Annotated in this window: 26 protein-coding genes; 17 read left to right on the top strand and 9 right to left on the bottom strand. The window is 63.4% G+C overall.

What is annotated here, in order from left to right:
• Nucleotides 1-21: 21 nt before the first annotated feature.
• The 4 genes from mnmE to hemE form a co-directional block, all read right to left on the bottom strand.
• Nucleotides 22-1,350, bottom strand: coding sequence for a tRNA uridine-5-carboxymethylaminomethyl(34) synthesis GTPase MnmE (gene mnmE, locus KYK29_RS13070; protein ID WP_254691535.1), 1,329 nt, complete (start codon nucleotides 1,348-1,350; stop codon nucleotides 22-24).
• A gap of 138 nt (nucleotides 1,351-1,488) precedes the next feature.
• On the bottom strand, nucleotides 1,489-2,754 hold the full coding sequence (gene rho / locus KYK29_RS13065; RefSeq protein ID WP_254691345.1) for a transcription termination factor Rho: 1,266 nt from the start codon (nucleotides 2,752-2,754) through the stop codon (nucleotides 1,489-1,491).
• A gap of 240 nt (nucleotides 2,755-2,994) precedes the next feature.
• Nucleotides 2,995-3,537: a protoporphyrinogen oxidase HemJ gene (gene hemJ, locus KYK29_RS13060; protein ID WP_254691344.1), complete on the bottom strand. Its 543-nt coding sequence runs from the start codon at nucleotides 3,535-3,537 to the stop codon at nucleotides 2,995-2,997.
• The gene (gene hemE, locus KYK29_RS13055) at nucleotides 3,534-4,547 is read right to left on the bottom strand and encodes a uroporphyrinogen decarboxylase (protein ID WP_302795552.1); all 1,014 of its coding nucleotides are present in this window, start codon (nucleotides 4,545-4,547) and stop codon (nucleotides 3,534-3,536) included. The genes hemJ and hemE overlap by 4 nt, the downstream gene beginning before the upstream one ends.
• A gap of 434 nt (nucleotides 4,548-4,981) precedes the next feature.
• On the opposite strand from hemE, the gene KYK29_RS13050 reads away from it, so the two are divergent.
• The 5 genes from KYK29_RS13050 to dnaQ are packed head-to-tail and all read left to right on the top strand — an operon-like array spanning nucleotide 4,982 to nucleotide 8,564.
• Nucleotides 4,982-5,794 (top strand): pyruvate, water dikinase regulatory protein, encoded by an 813-nt coding sequence (locus tag KYK29_RS13050; RefSeq protein WP_254691342.1) that lies wholly within the window; start codon nucleotides 4,982-4,984, stop codon nucleotides 5,792-5,794.
• Between the two features lie 26 nt (nucleotides 5,795-5,820).
• The gene (locus tag KYK29_RS13045) at nucleotides 5,821-6,420 is read left to right on the top strand and encodes a Maf-like protein (RefSeq protein WP_254691341.1); all 600 of its coding nucleotides are present in this window, start codon (nucleotides 5,821-5,823) and stop codon (nucleotides 6,418-6,420) included.
• Entirely contained in the window at nucleotides 6,413-7,273 is an 861-nt protein-coding gene (locus KYK29_RS13040; protein WP_254691340.1) for a shikimate dehydrogenase, read from the top strand. The genes KYK29_RS13045 and KYK29_RS13040 overlap by 8 nt, the downstream gene beginning before the upstream one ends.
• Nucleotides 7,270-7,860, top strand: a complete 591-nt coding sequence (coaE, locus tag KYK29_RS13035; protein ID WP_254691339.1) for a dephospho-CoA kinase — start codon at nucleotides 7,270-7,272, stop codon at nucleotides 7,858-7,860. Before KYK29_RS13040 ends, coaE begins: the two co-directional genes overlap by 4 nt.
• Complete coding sequence (dnaQ, locus tag KYK29_RS13030; protein WP_254691338.1) at nucleotides 7,860-8,564, top strand: DNA polymerase III subunit epsilon; 705 nt, start codon at nucleotides 7,860-7,862, stop codon at nucleotides 8,562-8,564. The genes coaE and dnaQ overlap by 1 nt, the downstream gene beginning before the upstream one ends.
• Nucleotides 8,565-8,675: 111 nt before the next feature.
• On the opposite strand, the gene secB is transcribed toward dnaQ, so the two are convergent.
• Both secB and KYK29_RS13020 read right to left on the bottom strand, forming a co-directional pair.
• The gene (secB, locus tag KYK29_RS13025) at nucleotides 8,676-9,164 is read right to left on the bottom strand and encodes a protein-export chaperone SecB (RefSeq protein WP_254691337.1); all 489 of its coding nucleotides are present in this window, start codon (nucleotides 9,162-9,164) and stop codon (nucleotides 8,676-8,678) included.
• Between the two features lie 122 nt (nucleotides 9,165-9,286).
• A complete protein-coding gene (locus KYK29_RS13020; protein ID WP_254691336.1) occupies nucleotides 9,287-9,742 on the bottom strand; it encodes an FxsA family protein in 456 nt (151 codons plus the stop codon).
• A gap of 162 nt (nucleotides 9,743-9,904) precedes the next feature.
• Between KYK29_RS13020 and KYK29_RS13015 the strand changes: the two genes are divergently transcribed.
• From KYK29_RS13015 to gyrB, 5 genes are all read left to right on the top strand, one after another.
• The gene (locus KYK29_RS13015; protein WP_254691335.1) at nucleotides 9,905-10,609 is read left to right on the top strand and encodes a Tim44/TimA family putative adaptor protein; all 705 of its coding nucleotides are present in this window, start codon (nucleotides 9,905-9,907) and stop codon (nucleotides 10,607-10,609) included.
• A 14-nt stretch (nucleotides 10,610-10,623) separates the two neighbouring features.
• Nucleotides 10,624-11,742, top strand: a complete 1,119-nt coding sequence (gene mltA / locus KYK29_RS13010) for a murein transglycosylase A (RefSeq protein ID WP_254691334.1) — start codon at nucleotides 10,624-10,626, stop codon at nucleotides 11,740-11,742.
• Nucleotides 11,729-12,298, top strand: a complete 570-nt coding sequence (locus KYK29_RS13005; protein WP_254691333.1) for a Smr/MutS family protein — start codon at nucleotides 11,729-11,731, stop codon at nucleotides 12,296-12,298. The genes mltA and KYK29_RS13005 overlap by 14 nt, the downstream gene beginning before the upstream one ends.
• On the top strand, nucleotides 12,295-12,675 hold the full coding sequence (locus KYK29_RS13000; protein ID WP_254691332.1) for a helix-turn-helix domain-containing protein: 381 nt from the start codon (nucleotides 12,295-12,297) through the stop codon (nucleotides 12,673-12,675). Before KYK29_RS13005 ends, KYK29_RS13000 begins: the two co-directional genes overlap by 4 nt.
• Before the next feature lie 134 nt (nucleotides 12,676-12,809).
• The gene (gene gyrB / locus KYK29_RS12995) at nucleotides 12,810-15,245 is read left to right on the top strand and encodes a DNA topoisomerase (ATP-hydrolyzing) subunit B (protein WP_254691331.1); all 2,436 of its coding nucleotides are present in this window, start codon (nucleotides 12,810-12,812) and stop codon (nucleotides 15,243-15,245) included.
• Nucleotides 15,246-15,302: 57 nt separating this feature from the next.
• Here the strand turns inward: gyrB and KYK29_RS12990 are convergent, their stop codons facing one another.
• Together KYK29_RS12990 and KYK29_RS12985 are read right to left on the bottom strand one after the other, a co-directional pair.
• Entirely contained in the window at nucleotides 15,303-15,536 is a 234-nt protein-coding gene (locus KYK29_RS12990) for an Ada metal-binding domain-containing protein (RefSeq protein WP_254691330.1), read from the bottom strand.
• A gap of 24 nt (nucleotides 15,537-15,560) precedes the next feature.
• Nucleotides 15,561-16,154, bottom strand: coding sequence for a nitroreductase family protein (locus KYK29_RS12985; RefSeq protein WP_254691329.1), 594 nt, complete (start codon nucleotides 16,152-16,154; stop codon nucleotides 15,561-15,563).
• A 185-nt stretch (nucleotides 16,155-16,339) separates the two neighbouring features.
• Here KYK29_RS12985 and gabD point away from each other — a divergent pair, with 185 nt between their 5' ends.
• Both gabD and KYK29_RS12975 read left to right on the top strand, forming a co-directional pair.
• Nucleotides 16,340-17,794 carry an NADP-dependent succinate-semialdehyde dehydrogenase gene (gene gabD, locus KYK29_RS12980; RefSeq protein WP_254691328.1) on the top strand — a complete coding sequence of 485 codons (1,455 nt, stop codon included), beginning with the start codon at nucleotides 16,340-16,342 and terminating at the stop codon, nucleotides 17,792-17,794.
• Between the two features lie 67 nt (nucleotides 17,795-17,861).
• Nucleotides 17,862-18,659 (top strand): aldolase/citrate lyase family protein, encoded by a 798-nt coding sequence (locus KYK29_RS12975; RefSeq protein ID WP_254691327.1) that lies wholly within the window; start codon nucleotides 17,862-17,864, stop codon nucleotides 18,657-18,659.
• Between the two features lie 23 nt (nucleotides 18,660-18,682).
• Here KYK29_RS12975 and KYK29_RS12970 read toward each other — a convergent pair whose 3' ends face one another.
• Nucleotides 18,683-19,561 (bottom strand): GntR family transcriptional regulator, encoded by an 879-nt coding sequence (locus KYK29_RS12970; RefSeq protein WP_254691326.1) that lies wholly within the window; start codon nucleotides 19,559-19,561, stop codon nucleotides 18,683-18,685.
• Between the two features lie 114 nt (nucleotides 19,562-19,675).
• On the opposite strand from KYK29_RS12970, the gene KYK29_RS12965 reads away from it, so the two are divergent.
• The 5 genes from KYK29_RS12965 (at nucleotide 19,676) to KYK29_RS12945 (ending at nucleotide 24,976) form a co-directional block, all read left to right on the top strand.
• Nucleotides 19,676-20,689, top strand: coding sequence for an aldo/keto reductase (locus KYK29_RS12965; RefSeq protein ID WP_254691325.1), 1,014 nt, complete (start codon nucleotides 19,676-19,678; stop codon nucleotides 20,687-20,689).
• Nucleotides 20,690-20,716: 27 nt separating this feature from the next.
• Nucleotides 20,717-21,163 (top strand): RbsD/FucU family protein, encoded by a 447-nt coding sequence (locus KYK29_RS12960; protein ID WP_254691324.1) that lies wholly within the window; start codon nucleotides 20,717-20,719, stop codon nucleotides 21,161-21,163.
• A gap of 174 nt (nucleotides 21,164-21,337) precedes the next feature.
• Nucleotides 21,338-22,327 (top strand): ABC transporter substrate-binding protein, encoded by a 990-nt coding sequence (locus KYK29_RS12955; RefSeq protein WP_254691323.1) that lies wholly within the window; start codon nucleotides 21,338-21,340, stop codon nucleotides 22,325-22,327.
• 79 nt (nucleotides 22,328-22,406) lie between these two features.
• Nucleotides 22,407-23,960, top strand: a complete 1,554-nt coding sequence (locus KYK29_RS12950; protein ID WP_254691322.1) for a sugar ABC transporter ATP-binding protein — start codon at nucleotides 22,407-22,409, stop codon at nucleotides 23,958-23,960.
• A 44-nt stretch (nucleotides 23,961-24,004) separates the two neighbouring features.
• Entirely contained in the window at nucleotides 24,005-24,976 is a 972-nt protein-coding gene (locus KYK29_RS12945; protein ID WP_254691321.1) for an ABC transporter permease, read from the top strand.
• Nucleotides 24,977-25,082 lie beyond the last annotated feature (106 nt).

Raw genomic sequence — 25,082 nt, 5'->3', positions numbered from 1 at the left:
CGTTGCACTGTTTCACGTGAATCATTTCCCGATGCAGAATTCGGAAAAAATCACATCGAGAAGATTCTCAACATCCACCCGCCCGGTGATCCGGCCGAGCGCCTGGCCAGCCGACCGAAGATGCTCCGCCCGGATATCCAGTTCTAAAGCGTCGCTTTCCAAAGCACGGCTGATTTCCGCAACGACCAACTGCAAGCTTTCAATATGTCTGCGCCGGGTCGGCAAAGCCAGCGCCAGCGCCATGGAAAGATCGGGGAGGTGATCCTGGATGCGTTGCAACAGAGTTGCGATCCCGTCTCCGGTTCTCGTCGAGATCACGACATCGGCGGAACTCTTCCGCCAATCCCGATCGGACCGATCGCTCTTGGTGCCGATCCGCAATAGCGCACCGGTATAATCCCCGATCAGGTCTTGCCAGTCCGTGACCGCCGGACAATCGGAAAGAAGCAGGACCAAATGCGCATCCGCCAGTGAGCGGCGAGCACGCCGGATTCCTTCCTGCTCGATCAGATCCTCGGTGTCTCTCAATCCCGCCGTATCATAAAGCCGGACAGCGAATCCGCCAAGATCCAGATCGACATGCAACACGTCCCGCGTCGTCCCTGGAATATCCGTTACAATGGCGACATCCCGCCGGGCGAGATGATTGAGCAAACTCGATTTTCCCGCATTGGGCGGGCCAGCGATCACCACCTTGAGCCCGTCCCGGACAATTTCTCCCAGATCGGCGCCGGAAAGATGGTTAATAATTTCCTGCCGCAGTTCCGTCATATCGTGCCAGATGGTCGTCGCCACGGAGCCCGGAACATCGTCCTCGTCGGAAAAATCCAGCTCGGCCTCGATCATCGCGCGCGCATGGGTCAGCCGGCGCGCCCAGGTCTCGTAAAGACGCGACAGGCCGCCGGAGGCATGTTCCGCCGCCAATCGACGCTGCATCTCGGTTTCCGCGGCGATCAGATCGGCAAGCCCCTCCACGGCCACCAGATCCATTTTACCCAGAAGAAAGGCCCGACGTGAAAACTCGCCGGCTTCCGCCGCTCTTAACAATGGCAGATCGCTTAACGCATCGAGGATCGCTTTCACGGTGGCGCGTCCACCGTGGACCTGCAACTCGGCGCTATCTTCTCCGGTAAAGGACGCCGGACCGGGAAAGAAAAGAACCAGACCACGATCCAGTCGTTCGCCGTTTCGATTCCGAATCGAAAGCAGTGTCGCCTGTCTGGCGGGGGGAATCTGGCCGCAGATCGTTTCCAGAACGGCGCCTGTGGCGGGACCGCTGATCCGGATCACCGCCACGCCGGAAGGCAGGCCGCCGCTGGACAGGGCAAAGATCGTATCCTGCTGCATGATCATTCGATATCCGATTTAATTTCGGAGGCGAATCGATTGATTCGTTTCAATTCAGAATCGATCTCTCCATATCAAACAAAAATGGTCTCGCCTCCGGGGCGAGACCATGGATAGCGTCCGAATTCCCGGACGTTCCAATCAGGTATTCATCGAATCGAAGAAATCGCCATTGCTCTTGGTCTGCTTCAGCTTGTCGATCAGAAACTCGATCGCGTCCGTCGTACCCATCGGGGCGAGGATACGGCGAAGAACGAAAATCTTCTGAAGGTCCTGGCGCGGCACCAGCAGGTCTTCCTTGCGGGTACCCGATTTCAGGATATCCATGGCCGGGAAGATCCGCTTGTCGGCGACCTTGCGGTCCAGAACGATTTCCGAGTTTCCGGTGCCCTTGAACTCCTCGAAGATCACTTCGTCCATACGGCTGCCGGTATCGATCAGTGCGGTGGCGATGATCGTCAGCGATCCGCCTTCCTCGATATTGCGTGCGGCGCCGAAGAAGCGCTTGGGCCGCTGGAGGGCGTTGGCGTCGACGCCACCGGTCAGAACCTTGCCGGAGGACGGCACAACGGTGTTATAGGCGCGTCCGAGGCGGGTGATGGAATCGAGCAGGATGACCACGTCGCGACCGTGCTCGACGAGGCGCTTGGCCTTTTCGATCACCATTTCGGCCACCTGCACGTGGCGGGTCGCAGGCTCGTCGAAGGTCGAGGAGACCACTTCGCCCTTCACCGACCGCTGCATATCCGTCACTTCCTCGGGACGCTCGTCGATGAGGAGAACGATCAGATAACATTCCGGATGATTGGCGGTGATCGAATGGGCGATGTTCTGCAAGAGAACGGTCTTGCCCGTTCGCGGCGGCGCAACGATCAGCGCGCGCTGGCCCTTCCCGAGCGGCGCCACGAGATCGATGACGCGGGGCGACAGGTCCCTGGACGTCGGAACGTCGAGTTCCATGCGGAAGCGCTCGTTCGGATAGAGCGGCGTCAGGTTGTCGAAATGCACCTTATGCCGGATCTTCTCGGGATCGTCGAAATTGATCGTATTGACTTTGAGGAGTGCGAAATAACGTTCGCCCTCCTTCGGTCCGCGAATGGGGCCTTCGACCGTATCGCCGGTCTTGAGCGAGAAGCGACGGATCTGCGAGGGCGAGATATAGATATCGTCGGGACCCGGCAGATAGTTCGCATTGGCCGAGCGAAGAAAGCCGAAACCGTCCTGCAACACCTCCACAACGCCTTCGCCGATGATCTCGACTTCCTGCTCGGCAAGCATCTTGAGGATCGCAAACATCAGTTCCTGCTTGCGCATCGTGCTCGCATTCTCGACCTCGAGTGATTCGGCAAAGGCCAGGAGGTCGGTCGGAGTCTTGTTCTTGAGTTCTTGAAGCTTCATTTCGGCCATGAACGGTCCATGCTGATCAGTCTGGGGAATGGAAAAAGGCATGCGGGCCAAGACGGAGCTGCGCGGGGTTCGATGCAGTCCAATGAACGAATACACATGCCACGAGAGATGGGATGGATAGAAAATAGCGGTTCCTGCCGATGCCCGCAAGGGGGCGGCGGAATTTCCTGCGTCACAGCCATCCTTGCGATCACGAACCCGCATCGAAACGTCGGACGAAGGTCCGTGCGCCGAAGACCGCTAGAAGGGCTTCACCACGACGAGAATGACGATCAGGACCATCAGCACGGCCGGCGCCTCGTTCCAGATCCGCCACTGCCGGCCCGTATTGCGGTTCTCGTCCCGGGAAAAAGCCGCGACGGCACGGCCGTAATACTGATCGACGGCCGAAAGCAGCAGCACCAGCAACAGCTTGGCGTGCAGCCATCCACCCTTGAAGCCATAGACCGACCACGCCAGATAAAGGCCGAGCAGCCATGTCAGCCCCATCGCGGGCTGCATGATCATCCGGTAAAGCCGCCGTTCCATGATCTTGAAGGTTTCGGATTGCGCGGATCCCACCGGCGCATCGGTGTGATAGACGAAAAGCCGCGGCAGATAGAGCAGGCCCGCCATCCAGGAAATCACCGCGACGATGTGCAGCGCCTTCAGCCAGAGATAAAGTTCGTCGGGCGGATAGAACACCAGCAAGGCGATGACGGCGGCAAGGACGGCAAGCACCAGGGCGACCCGCAGGCGAGCGCGGCGGCCCGGCCCTTCACCGGTCTGCCGCTCAGGGGTCACAGGGCCTCCCCGCGCACCCGCTTCACCAGCCGCGTGACATGGTCGGGATCCGCCTGCGGCGTGATGCCATGGCCGAGATTGAAGATCAGCGGTCCGTTTCCGAGCGCCTGGAGAATGGCGTCCACACCCTCGTCCAGCGCCGCCCCGCCGGCCACCACGCGCATCGGATCGAGATTGCCCTGAACCGGCCCGTCCTTCTGCAACTCGGCGGCGAAGGAAAGCGGCACCGACCAGTCGAGGCCGATGGCGTCGGTGTCGGTGTCCCGGCGGTAGGTCTTGAGGCGGAGGCCCGCTCCCTTGGCGAAGGCGATGATCTTTGCGCCAGGCCGGCGCGCCCGCACGGAATCGACCATTCGCCGCACGGGCCGGACCGCATAATCGGCAAATTCCCGCTCGCCGAGAACGCCGGCCCAGGAATCGAAAATCTGCACGGCGTCCGCCCCGGCATCGATCTGCTCGACGAGATAATCCGCCGAGACATCCGCCAGAAAATCGAGAAGATAGGTAAAGGCCGCCGTCTCGCGATAGCCGAAAAGCCGCGCCGGCGCCTGATCCGGCGTGCCCTGTCCGGCGATCATATAGGTGGCGACCGTCCAGGGAGCGCCACAGAAACCGAGCAGGGTGGTCTCCTCCGGCAGCGATGCGCGCAGCCGCGTCACGGTCTCCATCACCGGCTTCAGATGGCTGGAAACGTGATCCGGTTTCAGAGCGCGGATCGCCGTGACGTCGATCGGATCGAGACGTGGGCCGTGCCCTTCCTCAAAACGGACATTGCGTTTCAGCGCATCCGGAATGACCAGGATATCGGAAAACAGGATCGCTGCATCGAAACCATACCGCCGGATCGGCTGCAAGGTCACTTCGGTCGCTAGTTCCGGCGTATAACAGAGATTGAGAAAACCTCCGGCCTTCTCGCGCGTCTGCCGATACTCGGGAAGATAGCGTCCCGCCTGCCGCATAAGCCAGAGCGGTGGAGGAGACATCGTCTTTCCATTCAGGACGTCGATCATCTTCCGGCTTTTCGCAGACACTTCGGCAGTTCTCCTAAATATAAAACAATCTCTTTAAAGAGGTTTCTATTTCTTAGAGTCGGTGACTATCAAGGATTAAATCCCATCCACAAATTCCCCACGGCCCGGCTGGGGAGGCCATCAAGCGGGAAAAAATGGATCCTCTCAGGGAAAAATCCGGGGAAAATGATATTATCATATAGTAATCAATTACTTATGTTTTCCGGATATTATCGTTTTCCTGTGGATCATCGGTGGATTACCGCGACACTTTGCCTTTTCATGAGTCTTGTCCACAAGGCTGGCCTCCCGGCGTTCCGGCGAACGCCAATTGTGGAAAACTTCGCCTTTATCCCCTTGCCTGTCCGGCGGCGGCGGCATTAGCTCCTTTTGTCCCGGCCTATCAACAGGGGGCGAAGGATATTGGGGAGAGCATGAAAAACTACTTCCATCTCCATCTGATTTCGGACTCGACAGGAGAGACGCTGATCGCCGCCGGCCGTGCCGCTGCCGCCCAGTTCCAGTCTTCCCAGGCGCTGGAACATGTTTATCCGCTGGTGCGCAATCGCAAGCAGCTGATGCCCGTGCTCGAAGCGATCGACGGCGCGCCCGGCATCGTGCTCTACACGGTGGTTGACCGCGAGCTTTCGCAGATCATCGATCTGCGGTGCCGGGAAATGGGCGTGCCGTGCGTTTCTGTTCTGGAGCCGGTGATGGATGTCTTTCAATCCTATCTCGGCGCGCCGTCTCTTCGCCGCGTCGGTGCGCAGCACGTCATGGATGCCGATTACTTCGCCCGTATCGACGCGCTCAACTTCACGATGGATCATGATGACGGCCAGTTGCCCGCCGATCTTGACGATGCCGACGTCATCATCGTCGGCATCAGCCGTACCTCCAAGACGCCGACCAGCATCTATCTCGCCAATCGCGGCATCAAGACCGTCAATGTGCCGATCGTGCTCGGCGTACCTCTGCCGGATCGTCTTTCGACGGCCACCCGCCCGCTGATCGTCGGTCTCGTCGCGACGACCGACCGGATATCACAGGTGCGGCAGAACCGGATTCTCGGTCAGGTCGAGGATTTTCGCGGCGACGACTATGTCGACCGCGTCCAGATCGCCGAGGAACTGAAATATGCGCGCGCCCTCTGCGCGCGAAACAGCTGGCCGCTGATTGATGTCACGCGCCGCTCGATAGAGGAAACCGCCGCGGCGATCGTTGCTCTTCGCCCGAAGCTCCGCTAACCCGGTGGCGGAAATCGGAGAAATGCATGACCCCGTCGTTGATCCTCGCCTCGCAAAGCCCGTTCCGCCGCATGCTCATGGAAAATGCCGGCCTCGCCTTCGAGGCCCGTCCGGCGCAGATCGACGAGCGTGCCGTGGAGGCGGCCATCGCCGCATCCCATATCTCGCCGGTGGATATCGCCGGGGAACTGGCGCTGGCCAAGGCGCGTGACGTCAGCGGCCGGGCCGCCGGCGCTTACGTCATCGGATCGGACCAGACCCTTTCGCTCGACGGGCGGGTTTTTCACAAGCCGCGCAACATGGCGGAGGCAAGGGGTCATCTTGAAGCCCTGTCCGGGCGCACCCACGCTCTCAATTGCGGCATCGCGCTGGTGCGGGACGGTGAAACGCTCTGGCGTCATGTTTCCATCGCGCGGCTTACGATGCGGCCGCTGAGCCGGCCGTTCATCGAGCGCCATCTGGAGCGGGTCGGCGAAAGAGTGTTGGCCAGCGTCGGCGCCTACCAACTCGAAGGAGAGGGCGTGCAGCTTTTCGAGGCTATCGACGGGGACTACTTCACCATCCTCGGCCTTCCGCTTCTGCCGCTTCTGCAACAATTGAGAAAATTCGGTGTGATCGATGCCTGATTCACGTGAAACATCCGCGCGCCATGCCTTCGTGACGGGCTATCCGGTCCGCCATTCGCGCTCGCCGCTGATCCATGGCCACTGGCTGGAAACGCTCGGCCTTGCCGGCAGTTATCGGCGGGAAGAAGTCTCGCCGGACGATTTTCCGGATTTCATAAGCCGGCTCAAGAGAGGCGGGACCCGCTATTGCGGCGGCAATGTCACCATACCCCATAAGGAGACGGCCTTCCGGCTGGCGGACCGGCCCGACGCCCTCAGCGAGGAATTGGGCGCGGCCAATACGCTCTGGCTCGAGGACGGGCTGTTGCACGCCACCAATACCGACGGCCGCGGTTTTCTGGCTAATCTGGATGCGGCGGCGCCCGGATGGGACCGGACCGGCACGGCCGTGATCCTCGGGGCGGGCGGTGCCAGCCGGGCGATCGTCCAGGCGGTGCGTGATCGCGGCTTCGACGCCATCCATATCGTCAACCGCACGCCGGAACGGGCCCGGGAACTGGCGGATCGCTTCGGTTCGAAGGTCCACGCCCATCCCATGGCCGCGCTTGGCGAGGTCTCGAAAGGGGCGGGCCTCTTCGTCAACACGACGTCGCTGGGCATGGACGGGGCTCCTGCGCCGGCCATCGATTTCTCGCCGCTCGCCGGCGGCGCCGTCGTCACCGACATCGTCTATGTGCCTCTCGCGACGCCGATCCTGAAACAGGCGGCCGCGCAGGGTTTCCAGACGGTCGACGGCCTCGGCATGCTGCTGCATCAGGCCGTTCCCGGCTTCGAGAAATGGTTCGGCGTCCGGCCTGTCGTGGACGAGACGCTTCGCCGGCGCATTCTTGCCGATATGGAGGGTGAGGGATGATCGTGCTCGGCCTTACCGGTTCGATCGGAACGGGCAAGTCGACGACGGCCGCGATGTTTCGCGATCTCGGCGTGCCGGTGCATGATGCCGATGCGGCCGTGCATGAGCTTTACCGCTCCGAAGGGGTCGGCCCCGTGTCGGCGCGTTTCCCCGAAGCGATCGTCAACGGCGTCGTGGACCGCGCGGCCCTGTCCGCGCTGCTTGCCGATGCGCCGGGTCGTTTCGCCGAACTGGAGGCGATCGTTCATCCGCTGGTGCGCGCCCGCGAGGAGGCGTTTCTGTCGGCCGAGCGCCAACGCAAGACACCGCTCGTTCTTCTCGATATTCCGCTTTTGTACGAAACCGGGGGGGAAACGCGCGTCGACAAGGTCGTTGTCGTCACCTGCGATGCGCAAACCCAGCGACGCCGGGTGCTCGCCCGGCCGGGCATGACGGAGGAGCGTTTTCGCCTTATCCTCGCGCGGCAGGTTCCGGATTCGGAAAAGCGCCGCCGCGCCGACTTCCTGATCGAAACGGATCACGGCCTTGCTTCGGCCCGCCGTCAGGTGGAAGAACTGGTCGAACGATTGAGAGGAATTGCCGGCTGATGCGTGAAATCATCTTCGATACGGAAACGACCGGTCTCGACAGCAAGCTGGATCGGGTAATCGAGATCGGCGGCGTGGAACTGGAAAACCATTTTCCAACCGGCCGCACCCTTCATCTCTATATCTGCCCCGGCGACCGCAAGGTTCATCCGGATGCATTGGCGGTGCATGGCATCACCGATGAATTCCTGAAGGACAAGCCGACGTTCGCGGATGTGGCGGAAGAGATCCTGGATTTTTTCGGTGACGCCCGCTGGGTCGCCCATAACGCCACCTTCGATATGGGCTTCGTCAATGCCGAACTCGACCGGATCGGCCTGCCGCCCATATCCGGCGAACGCGTGACGGATACGCTGGCGCTTGCCCGCCGCAAGCATCCGATGGGACCGAATTCCCTCGATGCGCTCTGCCGCCGCTATGGCATCGACAACTCCCACCGGGAAAGGCACGGCGCGCTGCTCGATTCCGAACTGCTGGCGGAAGTCTATATCGAGATGCTCGGCGGCCGCCAGGCAGCCCTTGGCCTCGGGATGTCCGATAACGGGCGAAAGCTGCCGGTCGAGGAAGAAGACGGGATTTTCGCCCCGCTGGCGACCCGCCCGCGCCCGCTGTCCCCACGCCTTTCCCCGCAGGACCGCGCCTTGCACCGGGCGATGGTGGAGAAGATGGGCGAGAAGGCGATCTGGACGAAATACAGCGGATGAATCCGGCTTACGATTTCGTCCTGCGGGACTGAAACGCGAACCAATCGGCTGAAACGAAGACGCCCGATCCTGCGGACCGGGCGTCTTCGGTATTTTGCAGACAATCCCGCGTCAGTTGGCGGTGGAATTCACCTTGGCCTTGACCTGCTCTTCGGCCATGCGCTGCGCGAACATCTGCGCGAAGTCGATCGGGTCGATCATCAGCGGCGGAAAGCCGCCGTTACGGGTGGCGTCGGCGACGATCTGGCGGGCGAAGGGGAACAGCAGGCGCGGGCATTCGATGAACAGCACCGGCAGCATGTGCTCCTGCGGAAAGCCGGTGACGCGGAAGACGCCGCCATAGGCCAGTTCGGCGTTGAACAGGACCTTGTCGCCTTCCTTGGCTTCCGCGTTCAGGGAAAGCACGACGTCGAAGTCGTTCTCGGCCAGCGGATTGGCATTGACGTTGACGTTGATATTGATCGAGGGCGCCGATTCGCGCGCCTGGAGCGAGCGCGGCGCACCCGGATTCTCGAAGGAGAAGTCCTTGATGTATTGCGCCAGGATATTGAGCGAGGGGCTCTCCGCGGGCTTGCTGGATGCTGCTGCGTCGGTTGTCATGATTGGTCCTCGGGTATCGGAAAAGTGAGGCCATCTACCATTTCGATCGGGGGCTTACAACCCTTGCGCCCTTGAGGAACCGCTTGCCGGACAAGCCATTCCGGGCGCCGATCGCGACAGGGTCACGGCCGGTCGTCCCGGTGGAAATCGTCGCTGTCGAGATCGATCGTGCGCGTCGCGTCGCGCCCGTCGCGACGAGGATCGCGTCCGCCGGATATGTCCACCACAACGATACTACGCCTGAGCCGGTTCCATAGCCAATGGCGCACCGGCGGAAAAAACAGCGCGATACCGGCGAGATCGGTGAGAAAGCCGGGAATGAACAGCAGCAGGCCGCCGAGCACGATCGCCGCGGTGTCCAGCAGTTCCTTGCCGGGCAGGACACCTTCGCCGGCCGTTTTCCGCAGCCGCGCAAGCGCGCCGAATCCCTGGGCGCGCATCACGACGACGCCCGCCACCGCCGAAAGGATGACGAGCGACAGCGTCGGCCATAATCCGATATGCTGCCCCACGACGATGAAGCCGGCGATCTCGGCAAGCGGCAAAAGAAGAACGAAAAGCGGCAGAAGTCTCGTCATGCTGTTCCGTGATGGCGAGTGTTTTCGATTTGAAGCGGGTTGCGGGACATCTCCGGCCCCGATGATCTTCGTCGCATTCACGTCATCGCCATTTGAATGATGCGTCTTTGCAGACTATATGGGAAAGGAACGGCAAATAGGAACCGCAGCGGCGGGCGGATAATGGGCTCATTCGATTTCGTAACGATTTTCTTTCTCGTGGCTGCGGTGGTGATCTTCCTGCAGTTGCGCAGCGTGCTCGGCCGCAGGACCGGCCAGGAGCGTCCGCCTTTCGATCCCTATTCCAGGCGGGAGACCGCCGATCCGGCCGACCAGGCCGACCGGGGCAAGGTGGTGACCCTGCCGCGCCGCGATGGCAGCGAGGATGCCGAAAACCCCTTCGCCGCGATCGACGCCTTCACGCCGGCCGGCACGCCGCTCAACGAATCGCTGCGCATGGTCGCAAAATCCGACCCGGCCTTCGACCCCAGGGAATTCGTCAACGGCGCGCGCATGGCCTATGAGATGATCGTCGCCGCGTTTGCCGACGGCGATCGCAAGGCCCTGAAGAACCTCCTTTCCGCCGAGGTCTATGAGGGGTTCGACGCGGCGATCTCGGAACGCGAATCCAGGGGCGAAGTGGTCCGCTCCAGTTTCGTCGGCATCGACAAGGCGGAAATCACCAGCGTCGAGGTCAAGGATTTCGAGGCCAATATCACGGTCCGCATCGTCAGCCAGCTGATTTCCGCCACCTATGACAAGGCCGGCGCGCTGGTGGACGGTGACGCCGAAACCGTCGCCGAGGTCAACGACCTGTGGACATTCGCCCGCGATATCCGCTCCCGCGATCCGAACTGGAAGCTGATCGCGACCGAGTCGGAAGGCTGAGCGAGGCCGCCGCAATGGACTGCCGGCTTGTCCCTGTCCGGTTTGCGGCGCTTGCGGGCTGGGAGACGGACGACCCCCGCCCGCTTTTTGCGGCGATGGAGCGCTGTCGGCGTCATATTCTCGACGTCAAGCCCTATCGCACCGGGTCGCTCGGTGTGACGGCGGCGGATCTGCTGACGCTGTTTGACGCCGCCGCTGGCGCTCGCCCGGAAAGTCCCGCCGCCGCGCGCTCCTTTTTCGAGAGCCATTGCGTCGCCTTCCGTATCGACAGAACGGATGGTGCGCGGGGCTTCATCACGGCCTTCTATGAGCCGGACGTTCAGGTGCAGCCCGTGCCGGGCGCCGAATATCGCTATCCCTTCTATCGCCGCCCGGCCGATCTGGTGGCGGTCGACGACGGCAATCGCCCGGCGGATTTCGATCCGTCCTTCGCCTTCGGACGGTTGCTGGAGGATGGACGCATCGTCGAATATGCCGACCGGGGCGAGATCGAACGCGGTTTTCTTGCCGGACGCGGGCTGGAGATCGCCTGGGCGCGCTCCCGGGCGGACGTCTTTTTCGCCCATGTGCAGGGCGCGGCGCGGCTCGTCGGGCCGGATGGATCGGTCACCCGCATCACCTATGCCGCCAAGAGCGGCCACCCCTTTTCGGCGATCGGCCGTCTGCTGGTCGACCGGGGCGAAATCGATGCGGTGACGGTGTCTATGGCATCGATCAGGGACTGGCTCGACCGGCACGAGGATGAGGTGGACGGGGTGCTACGGCAGAACCGGTCCTTCATCTTCTTTCGCGAGGCGGCCGTGGAGGACCTCTCGCTCGGGCCGGTGGCCGCCGCCAAGGTGCCGCTCGTTTCCGGGCGGTCGCTGGCCGTCGACCGGCATATCCATACGTTCGGCCTGCCCTTTTTCATCGCCAGCGATACGCTGACCCATATGGATGGCGGGCGGCCCTTCCGCCGGCTGATGCTGGCGCTCGATACCGGAACGGCCATCGTCGGTCCCGCGCGGGGCGATGTCTTCACCGGTTCGGGCGATGCGGCGGGCGCGCTTGCCGGCGCGGTGCGGGAAGCGGCGGATTTTTATGTGCTGATCCCCAGGGCGGCGGCGGAAAGATATCTCCATGGCCCGGGATAAGCCGCTTTCCACTATCGACCGTATCCTCTGGGGCAAGGTCGCCCGCAGCGCGCGGCCCCTGCCGGGCAGGCTCGAGGCGCTGACCGAATTCGAGGCGGCTTTTGCCGCGGCGGAACCGGAAAAGCCGGTTCAGCCGGAAAAATCCGCAAAGGCGGCCCTCAGGACGGAAACGGCCATCGCGCTTACCGTCGCGCCGGGCGGGCAGGAACGCCGTCACCATCCGCTCGAACTGCCGGTCAAGCGCAAGATCGCCCGTGGACGCCTGCCGCTCGAAGCGCGCATCGACCTGCACGGCATGATCCAGAGCGAGGCGCACGGCTTTCTCCTCGGTTTCCTCATCCGTGCGCAGGAGCGGGGATTGCGCCATGTGCTGGTCATCACCGGCAAGGGGGCTTCCTTCGGGAGCGACGGCGCGTTGAAACGGGCGGTGCCGCTCTGGTTCTCACTACCGGAATTCCGCTCGCTGATCTCGTCCTACGAGACGGCGGCGCGCAACCATGGCGGGGAGGGCGCGCTCTACGTGCGGCTGAGCCGACCGTCGGGAGAGCGGCGGTGACGACCCCCTTCGGCAAGGCGGTGCGGCATCTGCGCGAGCGCAAGGGCGTCTCCCAGAAGGAGATGGCCCTGGCGCTGGGCGTCAGCGCGGCCTATCTTTCGGCGCTCGAGCACGGCCGCCGCGGCATGCCGAGCTTCGACTTCCTGCAAAGGGTGGCCGGTTATTTCAACATCATCTGGGACGAGGCGGAGGACCTGTTCCGCATCGCGCAGATTTCCGACCCCCGCGTGGTGATCGATACGGCCGGCCTGCCGCCGGAATATACCGCTTTCGCCAACCGGCTTTCGGCGGAGATCCGTGGTCTGCCGCCCGAAACGGTGCGCCGTCTGGCCGGCATTTTGGAAAAGGCATGCAATTCGCGGGCAAAACTGCGCTGATCCCCTGATTTCTGCCGTGATTCGCTGCTCTGCGGTTTGGAACAAGCGGGCAAAATACCTATAGTCCTAAGGCTGGAAATTCGTGATTCGCCGCGCTTCCCGCCCCTCGCGAGACATCTGGAAAGACCTTCTGAATGACTGATACACCCGAGACCGAAAACACCGGCCCGGCCGACTATGGCGCAGATTCGATCAAGGTCCTCAGGGGCCTCGATGCGGTGCGCAAGCGCCCGGGCATGTATATCGGCGACACCGATGACGGATCGGGCCTGCATCACATGGTCTATGAGGTGGTGGACAACGCCATCGACGAGGCGCTGGCCGGTCATGCCGACATCGTCACCGTCACGCTGAATGCGGACGGCTCGGTGACCGTCACCGACAACGGGCGCGGCATCCCCACCGCCATTCACAAGGAGGAGGGCGTCTCGGCCGCCGAGGTCATCATGACCCAGCTCCATGCCGGCGGGAAGTTCGACCAGAATTCCTACAAGGTCTCCGGCGGCCTGCATGGGGTGGGCGTTTCCGTCGTCAATGCGCTTTCGATCAAGCTGAAGCTGAAGATCCGCCGTGGCGGTCATATCCACGAGATGAGTTTCACCCATGGGGTCGCCGATGGCCCGTTGACCGTCACCGGCGATTGCGGTGAGGAGACCGGAACGGAAGTGACGTTCCTGCCGTCACCCGACACCTTCTCGAACATCGAGTTCAGCTATGCGACGCTCGAACACCGCCTGCGCGAACTCGCCTTCCTCAATTCCGGCGTGCGTATCCTGCTCACCGACCGGCGGCATTCCGACGTCAAGCAGGACGAGATGATGTATGATGGCGGCCTTGAGGCCTTCGTCACCTTTCTCGACCGGGCGAAGAAGCCGCTCGTCGACAAGCCTGTCTCGATCCGGGGCGAGCGTGACGGCATCGTGGTGGAAGTCGCCATGTGGTGGAACGACAGCTATCACGAGAACGTGCTCTGCTTCACCAACAACATTCCGCAGCGCGATGGCGGCACCCATCTGGCCGGCTTCCGCAGCGCCCTGACGCGCCAGATCGTCTCCTATGGCGAAAGCTCCGGCATCATGAAGAAGGAGAAGGTCTCGCTGACCGGCGACGATTGCCGCGAAGGCCTGACGGCGGTGCTTTCCGTGAAGGCGCCGGATCCGAAGTTCTCCTCGCAGACCAAGGACAAGCTGGTTTCCTCCGAAGTGCGGCCCGTTGTCGAAAGTCTCGTCAACGATGGATTGAGCACCTGGCTGGAGGAGCATCCGGCCGAGGCGAAGACGCTCGTCGGCAAGGTGGTCGAGGCCGCCGCCGCCCGCGAAGCGGCCCGCAAGGCGCGCGAATTGACCCGCCGCAAGGGCGCGCTTGATATTTCCTCGCTGCCCGGCAAGCTTGCCGATTGTTCCGAGCGCGATCCGGCCAAGGCCGAACTTTTCCTCGTAGAGGGCGATTCGGCGGGTGGTTCGGCCAAGCAGGGCCGGTCCCGCGAGAACCAGGCCATTCTTCCGTTGCGCGGGAAAATCCTGAACGTGGAGCGCGCGCGCTTCGACAAGATGCTGTCGAGCCAGGAAATCGGCACGCTGATCACCGCGCTCGGCACGTCCATCGGCAAAGACGAGTTCAATCCGGACAAGCTGCGCTACCACAAGATCATCATCATGACCGATGCTGACGTGGACGGCGCCCATATCCGCACCCTGCTTCTCACCTTCTTCTTCCGGCAGATGCCGGAACTGATCGAGCGCGGCCATCTCTATATCGCCCAGCCGCCGCTCTATAAGGTGTCGCGCGGTAAATCGAGCCAGTATCTCAAGGACGAGAAGGCGCTGGAGGACTTCCTCATCGCCACGGGTCTCGACGATGCGGCGCTGGAACTGGGGTCGGGCGAGGTACGCGTCGGGCAGGATATACGGGAACTGATCCAGGATGCGTTGCGCCTGCGCGCGCTGCTCGACGGGCTGCATTCGCGCTACAGCCGGTCCATCGTGGAACAGGCGGCGATCACCGGCGCCCTGAATTCCGAACTCGGCCATGACCGCGAAGCCTATGCCGCCAAGGCCGAGGATGTCGCCCGCCGTCTCGATCTGATCGCCGAGGAAACCGAACGGGGCTGGACAGGAACGGTGGCGAGCGATGGCGGTCTGAGGTTCGAGCGCACGGTGCGCGGCGTCAAGGAAACCGCCCATCTCGACATGGCGCTGATCGGCTCGGCCGACGCGCGCCACATCGATCAGCTCTCCGCCCGCTTCGTCGATATCTACACCAAGCCGCCGGTGCTGCGGCGCAAGGACGGCCAGACGGAAATTACCGGCCCGCGCGCCCTGCTCGAGGCGGTTCTGGCGGCCGGTCGCAAGGGCCTCAGCATGCAGCGCTACAAGGGCCTTGGTGAAATGAACGCCGAGCAACTCTGGGAAACGACGCTCGATCCCAACGTCCGGACGCTGTTGCAGGTGCGCGTTTCCGATGCGACGGATGCAGACGGGCTTTTCGCCCGGCTGATGGGCGACGAGGTGGAGCCGCGTCGTGACTTCATCCAGGAAAATGCGCTGAGCGTGGCCAATCTCGATATCTGAGGTCGTCCCGCGCAGGCGGAAAAACCAATGGTGCTCCCGGAAAGCGGGCCGGTTCCCTCAAAAAGGGGCCGGCCCGTCCGGTTTGCAGCGCTTGCACGGGCGAAAGCCCGCTTGCCGGGCATGGGCTGCCGATGCATGAAAGCGCGTGTTTCGGCGCAGCGGTGGCCGTGACGGACAGCCGATCCGGCAATAGATCCCGCTGGAGGCGACCGAATAAACGATCGCCCCGGTGTTTTCCGCATTCCGTGCGACAAGCGCCCGCCACAGGGTGTCCTCATCGATTGTCGCCATTGTCGTACCTCCCGCCTGGCCGGATCAGCGGGCGAACCGTCCTTCCGACAAGAACTCGGAGACCGGTTTGCGGTCGCTCGGAACCTCGCGCTTCATGAGGTCCTCCGGCAGTGTTTCCCTGGCGGCCATCCTGCCGATCGCCATGGCGGCTTCCACCCGAAAACCGTCCGGAACACCCAGATCGGTCATCGCCTTGTCGCGGTCGATGCCGCCCATGGCATGGGCGTAATAACCGGAAAGCCGCGCCTGAAGCGCGAGGTAGCCCCAGGCGGCGCCGGTGTCGAAGGCGTGGGTATGGGTGGGCCGCATCTCGCCGGATGCGGATTTGCGATGCGTCTGCGAGAGCACGACGGCAAGCACCGAGGCCATATGGGTCCAGCGGCGGTTGCCCTCGTCCAGCGTCTCGTAGATACGCTGGAACGCCTCGGTGCCGCGATGGCCGTAGACGAAGCGCCAGGGCTGGCTGTTGCCCGCCGAAGGCGCCCAGCGCGCCGCTTCGAAGAGCGTCAGCATCGTTTCCTGCGGCATCGGTTCGCCGGTGAAGGCGCGCGGCGACCAGCGGTCGAGAAACAGCCTGTCGACGGCATGGTCCGCCCGGCGTCCGGTTTCGTCAGTCATTTATACCTCGTAATTCACGGTTGAAAGCTATTGCGGGCCTTCCCTGCCGCGCCGGCGATCGCTTCATCGCGGTCGGGGAAGGGGTTTTGATGGATAAAGGCAAAACAATGCGATGCCGCATTGTCGAACCGATGGCGGACGCAATATAACCCTCCACGAGCATATATCGAGAGTGGAGGTCACTGATGAGCCTGAAAGATCCAAGCCTGCTGCGCCAGGCAGCCCTTGTCGGCGCCCGCTGGATAGAGGCGGATGCGGCAAGCGGCATCGCCGTTAAGAACCCGGCGACGGGCGCTCTTGTCGGCTACGTGCCGAAGCTCGGCGCCGCCGAAACGCGCGAGGCGATCGAAGCGGCGGCCGTGGCCCAGAAGGCGTGGGCGGCACGCACCGCCAAGGACCGGGCGGCGGTCCTGCGCAAGTGGTTCGAACTGATGATCGAGAACAAGGACGATCTCGGCCGCATCCTGACGATGGAACAGGGCAAGCCGCTGGCCGAGGCGACGGGCGAAATCGTCTATGGTGCAAGCTTCGTCGAATGGTTCGCCGAGGAAGGCCGCCGCCTCTATGGCGATATCATGCCGGGCCATCAGCCGGACAAGCGGATCCTCGTGATGAAGCAGCCGATCGGCGTCGTGGCGGCCATCACGCCGTGGAATTTCCCCAACGCGATGATCACCCGCAAGGCCGGTCCGGCCTTTGCCGCCGGCTGCGCCATGGTGCTGAAGCCCGCCTCCCAGACGCCTTTTTCGGCCATCGCCATCGCCGTGCTCGCCGAACGCGCCGGTCTTCCGGCCGGTCTCTTTTCCGTTATCACCGGGTCGGCCCGGGAGATCGGCGCCGAACTGACGGCCAATCCGGTCGTGCGCAAGCTCACCTTCACCGGCTCGACGGAAATCGGCGCGGAGCTTTACAAGCAATGTGCGCCCACCATCAAGAAGCTCGGGCTGGAACTGGGCGGCAATGCGCCCTTCATCGTCTTCGACGACGCCGATCTCGATGCGGCGGTCGAGGGCGCGCTGATCGCCAAGTTCCGCAACAACGGCCAGACCTGCGTCTGCGCCAACCGCATTTACGTGCAGGACGCCGTCTATGACGCCTTTTCCGAAAAGCTCGCCGCCGCCGTCGGCAAGCTGAAGATCGGCGACGGCTTCGACGAGGGTGTCATCCTGGGCCCGCTGATCGACAAGGCGGCGCTGGAGAAGGTGGAGGAACACGTCTCGGATGCGGTGAAGAAGGGTGGCCGCGTCATCCAGGGCGGCAAGCGCCATGCGCTCGGCGGCACTTTCTACGAGGCGACGGTCATCGCCGATGTGACCGCAGACATGGCGGTTGCCCGCGAGGAGACCTTCGGTCCGGTCGCGCCGCTGTTCCGCTTCACCGACGAGGACGATGTCGTCCGGCAGGCCAACGACACGGAGTTCGGCCTTGCCTCCTATTTCTACGCCAGGGATCTGTCGCGGGTCTTCCGTGTCGCCGAGGCGCTGGAATACGGCATGGTCGGGGTCAACACCGGCCTCATCTCGACGGCGGAAGCGCCGTTCGGCGGCATCAAGCTTTCCGGCCTCGGCCGTGAGGGCTCGAAATACGGTCTCGAGGACTTCACCGAGATCAAATATGTCTGCCTTGGCGGCATCGGCTGACGGGCAAGGGCATGGCCGGCCGCAACTCCGGCCGGCCCCCCGCAAGAATTGAAAAGGACAAGAACCGGTGGCCGCACCCCGAAATCCGTTCAAGGCCGCGCTGCGCGAAGGCCGTTTCCAGCTTGGCCTGTGGGTCGCTCTCGGCAGTCCCTATGTCGCTGAAATCCTTTCCGGCAGCGGTTATGACTGGCTGCTGATCGATGGCGAGCACGGGCCGAACGACATGCCGCGTCTCGGCGAGCAGGTCGGCGCGTTGCGGGGAAGCGCCGCCCATGCCATCGTTCGTCCGCCGATGGGCGAGGCCTGGCTGCTCAAGCAGTTGCTCGACCAGGGCGTGCAGACCTTCCTCATCCCGATGGTGGAGAGCGCCGCCGAGGCGGAAGCGCTGGTGCGCGCGCTGCGCTATCCGCCGCACGGCATTCGCGGCGTCGGTGCTGGTCTCGGCCGGGCCAGCGATTTCAATCGCGTCCCGGATTATCTCGTCACCGCCGATGCGGAAATCTGTCTTCTGGTGCAGGTGGAAAACCGCGCCGGCCTTGCCGCCATCGACGAGATCGCCGCGGTCGACGGCGTGGATGGCATTTTCATCGGCCCGTCCGATCTTGCCGCCGACATGGGCTATCTCGGCGATCCCGGCGCCGATGCGGTGCAGGCGGCGATCGCCGACGCCTTCGGTCGTATCGAAGCGATGGGCAAGGCGCGGGGCATCATGACCGTCTCCCTGCCGCAGGCGCAGGCCTATCGCGACCTCGGCGCCGATTTCATGGCCATCGGCACGGATGTGAACTGCCTCGTCGAGGCGGCCGATGGCCTGCGCCGCCGCTTCCTCGGCGAAGCGGAACCGGCCGGAGGGGGCGGTTACTGATTGCGTCGTTCCGCTCTCTGGTCTTAAGGGATGGATTGCAGCAGCGTTTCCCGCGCCGAACGCAGATGATGGCGGCAGGCTTCCTCGATTGCGGCGGGATCGCGCGAGCGCAGCGCCGCGATATAGACCAGATGCTCCTTGAGCGCGAGCGTGTTGCGGGCGCGCGCATTCGCCTTGTTCCATTGGTAGTGATAATGGAAGACGAGGGCGATGACGTCGTAGAAATCGACGATGAAGCGGTTGCGGGACGCCTTATGGACGAGCAGGTGGAAGCGTTCGTCGAGTTCGGAGAATTCCAGATAGCGCCGTTCGATATCCCTGAGGATCGCGTGATGCCGCGCCTCGATGGCGTCAAGCTCCGGCCAGGCCGGATGGTCGTCGGGAAGATGGGCGAAGGCGGCGGCCGAGCGTAGTTCGAACATTTCCCGTACCTCGGTCAGTTCCAGCGCGAAGTCGCGGGTGAAACCCTTCAGGATCCAGTGGCTGTTCGGGCGCTTCTCGATCAGGCCGAAGCGGCTGAAACGAATGAGGAATTCGCGCACGCTCGTCGTGCCGGCGCCAACCTCGCGGGCAAGCTCCAGTTCGTTGATCTGCATGCCCGGCTCCGCGCCGCCGGCAAGGATCCGCCGCATGAAGCTGCGTTCGATGATTTCGGAAAGCGGGTCCGTTTCCTCGGCCGGGAAATAGTCGCTGGCCACGGGCTTGCGCAGCACGATCTTGCGCCGTTTCTCCCAGGCCAGCAGCCCGACGGCTTCGAGACGCGAGAGAATGGCGCGCACCGTGGTGCGGCTGACGCCGAGCGTCACGCCCAGTTCCATTTCCGAGGGCAGGCTGCGCCATTCCTCCAGCATTTTCACGCAGCGGTTGAACGCGTCCTTGAAGACGGTATTCTGCCTGGCCATGGCTGTCGCGGGTCCCCCGTCTCGTTTCCGATGAATATTACCCGTTGACGACGAACTGTCTATTGTCGATAAAAGACAAATGCCGGCGCTGAGGAACGCCGGCCGGGAGGAGCCATGAAGACGAGGACGATCGGCAGGACCGGCGTCGCCGTGACGGAATACGGTTTCGGGACGGCGCCCCTGGGCGGGCTTTACCGCCCCTGTCCGCGCGACGCCGCCATGGCGACACTGGAGGCGGCCTGGGACGAGGGCCTGCGCTATTTCGACACCGCGCCCTGGTATGGCCTTGGTCTGGCGGAGCGCTACACCGGCGATTTCCTGCGCGGCCGTCGCGATTATATCCTGTCGACGAAGGTGGGACGGCTGCTGTTTCCCGTCCCGGAAGACAGGATGCCGGATTACGGTTTCGTCGATCCGCTGCCCTTCGACGGACGCTACGACTATAGCTACGACGGCATCATGCGCTCGATCGAGATGAGCTATGCCCGGCTCGGCCTGAACCGGATCGACATCGTTTATGTGCACGATATCGGCGTCTACACCCATGGCGCGGACCGCAACGAAGTCCACCTGCGCGCGCTTTTCGACTCCGGCCTGAAAGCGTTGTCGGAACTCAAATCCTCCGGGACGATCGGGGCCGTCGGCCTTGGCGTCAACGAGGTTCCCGTCTGCCTTGAGGTGATGCGGGAAGCCGATCTCGACTGCATCCTGCTTGCCGGCCGCTATACGCTGCTCGACCGTTCGGCGGAGGCCGAACTGCTGCCGCTCTGCGAGAAGAAGGGCACCTCTCTGGTGGTGGGCGGCGTCTTCAATTCCGGCATCCTCGCCACGGGCCCGGCGGCGGGCGCGCATTTCGACTATAGGCCGGCGACCCCGGAAGTCGCGGGCAAGGTCGAGGCGATGATGGCGCTCGCCGGGGCGCGGGACCTGCCGCTTGCCGCGCCGGCGATACAGTTTCCGCTGGCCAATCCGGCAGTCGCCTCCGTGCTTCTCGGCACCGCCCGGCCGGAAAGTCTGCGCCGCAACATGGAACTTGCCCGCCGACCCCTGCCGCAGAACGTCTACGGGGCCTTCGAACCCCACACGCTCGTCGCGCCGCCGCTCGGACGCGAGGCCGTGCGGGAATAGTCTATCAGGAAAAGGACCTGCCCGATCATGTTGAAAGGTATTCATCCGCTTCTCGGCCCGGACCTTCTTCATGCGATCAGGAGCATGGGCCATGGTGACGATATCGTCATCGTCGACGCCAATTTCCCGGCGGCCTTTCTCGGGCCGAAGGTGGTGCGCGCCGACGGCGTCGATGCGGTATCGATGACCGAGGCGATCCTTGCCCATATGCCGCTCGACACCTTCGTGGCCGAGGCGGCCTGGCGTATGGAAGTGGTTGGCGACCCCGGCGCCGAACCGGAGGTCTGCGTCGCCTTCCAGCAGGCGGTCCATCGTCTTGCCGGCGACTTCAAGGTTCATTCGGTGGAGCGTTTCGCCTTCTACGAAATGGCGCGCAAGGCGGCCTGCATCGTGGCGACGACCGAGTTCCGCCTTTACGGCAATATCATCCTGAAAAAGGGAGTCGTGCATCCGCATGAGATTTTCCGGGCCTGAGCGCCCGGCGGCCGCCGTTTGGGAGGATGCGCGGTCATGGACTGGAACGGGAAGGCTGCGGGTGGCTTGGAAAATACGCCCCCGCCGGCTTGCCCGCCCGTCAAAGATCGCGTTGCCGCTTCCCGCGACGCGATCCGGACAAGCAACGGGAGGCACAGGAAGAGGAGAACCCAGATGAGCATTGCAAGATCGCTTATGTCCCGTCGCGCCTTCGTGGCGCTTGCGGGCGCCGCAGCCCTCGCCACCGCCAGTCCCGTCGCGTCCTTCGCGCAGGACGTCACCATTCCGATCATCGTCAAGGACACCACGTCCTTCTATTGGCAGATCGTGCTTGCCGGCGCCCGTCAGGCGGGCAAGGATCTCGGCGTCAACGTGCCGGAACTCGGCGCGCAGTCCGAGGCCGACATCAACGGCCAGATCAGCATTCTGGAAAACGCGGTCGCCGGCAGCCCGGCGGCGGTGGTGATCTCGCCCACCGAATTCAAGGCGCTCGGCAAGCCCGTCGACGAGGCAGCGCAGTCCGTTCCGGTCATCGGTATCGACTCGTCGGCCGATTCCAAGGCCTTCACATCGTTCCTGACCACCGACAACGTCGAGGGCGGCCGCATTGCCGCGGACGGTCTCGCCGCCGCCATAAAGGCGACGACCGGCAAGGAGGAAGGCGAGATCGCCATCATCACCAGCCTGCCGGGCGTCGGCTCGCTCGACCAGCGCCGCGAAGGTTTCCTCGATCAGGTCGCCACCAAATATCCGGGGCTGAAGGTCATCGCCGACAAATATGCCGACGGTCAGGCCACCACCGGCCTCAATATCATGACCGACCTGATCACCGCCAACCCCGACCTCGTCGGTGTCTTCGCTTCCAATCTCATCATGGCGCAGGGCGTTGGACAGGCGATCGCCGAAAACAAGCTCGGCGACAAGATCCGGGTCATCGGCTTCGACAGCGACGACAAGACGGTCGGCTTCCTGAAGGAAGGCGTGCTGGCCGGCCTCGTGGTGCAGGATCCCTATCGCATGGGATATGACGGCATCAAGACGGCGCTGGCCGTCTCGAAAGGCGAGAAGGTCGAAGCGTTCGTCGATACCGGTGCGAACCTGGTGACGCAGGAAAACATGGCGGACCCGAAGATCGACGCGCTGCTCAATCCGAAGGTCGATTGACCGGCGCCGTCGAACCATTCCAACCACCCCGCCCGGATCCGGGCGGGGTGGTATCCGGGCCATCAGGCGGGAGCATGCGATGAGCAGCTTTGAGGAACTGAGCCACCGGCACGATGACGAAGCGAGGATGGCGGAGCCGGATAGCGTGCCGCGCGGCGCGCCCATTCTCGAATTGCGCGGGCTCCAGAAGAAATACGGTCTCGTAGAGGCGCTGAAACCGGCGGACGTCACGTTCCTGTCCGGCGAGATCCATGCGATCGTCGGCGAAAACGGGGCGGGCAAATCCACCCTGATCAAGCTTCTGACCGGCGTCATCCGCCGCACGGCCGGCGAAGTCCTGTGGTGCGGCCGGCCGGTCCAGCTGGCGACGCCGACGGAGGCGATTTCGCGTGGCATCAACGCGGTGCATCAGGAAGTCGTCCTCTGCCCGCATCTGAGCGTGGCCGCCAACATGTTTCTGGGCGACGAGATGAGCCGCAACGGCCTGATGCGGCAGGGCGCGATGGAACGCGCCGCCCAGGCCGTGCTCGACGATCTCGGTTTTCACATTCCCGCCCGCATATCGCTCGGCCGCCTGACCATCGGCCAGCAGCAGCTGGTGGCGACCGCCCGCGCGGCCATGCGCGGCATCCGTTTCCTGATCTTCGATGAGCCGACCGCCTATCTCACGCGGCAGGAATCGGCGGAACTGTTCCGGCTGATCCGCCGCCTTCGCGAACAGGGCGTCACCATCGTCTATATCAGTCATCGCATGGAGGAAGTGTTCGAGCTCGCCGACCGCGTCTCGGTGCTGCGCGACGGCGCCCATGTCGGCACCCGCCTGATCGGCGAGACCAGCGAGGCCGAACTGGTCGCGCTGATGATCAATCGGTCGATCGAGCAGATCTATCACAAGGAGAAGGTTCCGCTCGGCGATGTCATCCTGGAGACGCGGGGCCTGTCCGGCCCCGGCTTCGAGGACGTGTCGCTTAGCGTGCGCGCGGGCGAGATCGTCGGCCTCTACGGATTGATCGGGGCGGGACGCAGCGAATTCGCCCTCGGTCTCTACGGCCGTCAGCCGCTGTCGGGCGGCGAGATCTACTGGGACGGCAGCAAGGTGACGATCGGCAGCGAACGGGCGGCGATGGATCTCGGCATCGCGCTTGCGCCGGAAAGCCGCCGCGACCAGGGCTTGTGCCTGAACCTGCCCATCGGGCTCAATATCAATCTGCCGGTGTTCAGGCGGCTGAGTTCCGGGATCGTGATCCGCCGGTCGGAGGAAGCGGCGAATGCCGACCGGCAGATCCGCGACCTGCGCATCAAGACGCCGTCGCGCCGGGTGCTGGCCTCCGCCATGTCCGGCGGCAACCAGCAGAAGATCGTCATTGGAAAATGGCTGAGCCACGGCGCGCGTCTTTTCGTCTTCGACGAGCCTACCGTCGGCGTGGACGTCGGCACCAAGGCGGAAATCTACCGCCTGTTCGGGCAATTGCTGAAGAACGGCGCAGGCATCATCCTGATCTCGTCCTACCTGCCGGAGGTCTATGAACTGTCCGACCGGCTGCACGTTTTCCGCGACGGGCGGCTGGTCGCCAGCCATCCGTTCCGGGGCGCATCGCACGAGGACGTTCTGACCGAGGCGATCGGTATCTGAACGGCGCACGCCGGAAGACGCCAAGACATCATGGGAGAGGAAGCATGAGCGTGGAGACGACTGAAACGGCACCGGCACCGAAAAGGGGCATGAACATCCTGTTCGGCCTGACCCTCCTCGGTCTCCTGCTGTTCCTCTGGCTGCTGCTGGGGCTTGCGACCAACAGTTTCTGGACTCCGAACAATATCAGCAACCTGTTGCGGCAGGGATCGATGACGGCGATCCTGGCGGTCGGCCAGACCTTCGTCATCATCACGGCCGGCATCGACCTCTCCGTCGGCGCGGTGGTGGGCTTCACCAGCGTCATCGTCGCCTGGCTCCTGCAAGCCGGCGTGCCGCTCTGGGCGTCCATCGTGCTGACGCTGCTGATCGGCGTCGCCATCGGCGCGTTCCACGGTTTCGGCATCGTGCGCATGGGGTTGCCGCCCTTCATCATCACGCTGGCGACGCTGACCTCGCTGCGGGGCATCGGCCTGCTTCTCACCAACGGCTCCACCATCTCGATCAACCACGAGGGTTTCACCGATTTCTCGCGCGCCGATTTCCTCGGCATCCCGAGCCTGTTCTGGATGGTCGTGCTGGTGGCGATCCCCGCCTTTGTCTTCCTGCACCTCTCGCGCTGGGGCCGCTATCTCTTCGCTGTCGGCTCGAACAGCGAGGCGGCGCGCCTGTCCGGCGTCAATGTCACCCGCACGCTCTATCTCGCCTATATCCTGTCCTCGACCTGCGCCGCCTTCGTCGGCCTGCTGCTCGCCTCCCGCATCGGCATCGGCAACGCCACCCAGGCGGAAGGCTGGGAGCTTCAGGCCATCGCCTCCTCCGTCATCGGCGGCACTAGCCTGTTCGGCGCCGTCGGCTCCGTCCACGGCCCGTTGCTCGGCGCCTTCATCCTGGCGACCATCAACAACGGGGCCAATCTTCTCAACGTCAACTCCTTCTGGCAGCGCATCGTCACCGGGCTGCTGATCATCGTGATCGTCTATTTCGACCAGTTGCGCCGCAGAAGCAGCCGCTGAGGAAAAAGACGCTCTCATGCCCTCTTTGTTAAAGGTCTTCGGTCCTAGAATGGACGGAAGACAAAAAATCATCCGCAGCTATGTTGTCCTGCAACAAAAAAAGACT

The organism is Shinella daejeonensis (assembly GCF_024281235.1).
GTDB classification, from domain to species: domain Bacteria; phylum Pseudomonadota; class Alphaproteobacteria; order Rhizobiales; family Rhizobiaceae; genus Shinella; species Shinella daejeonensis.
Note: the sequence above shows the minus strand (reverse complement) of the source record. Positions and strands in the feature narration are given on the sequence as shown.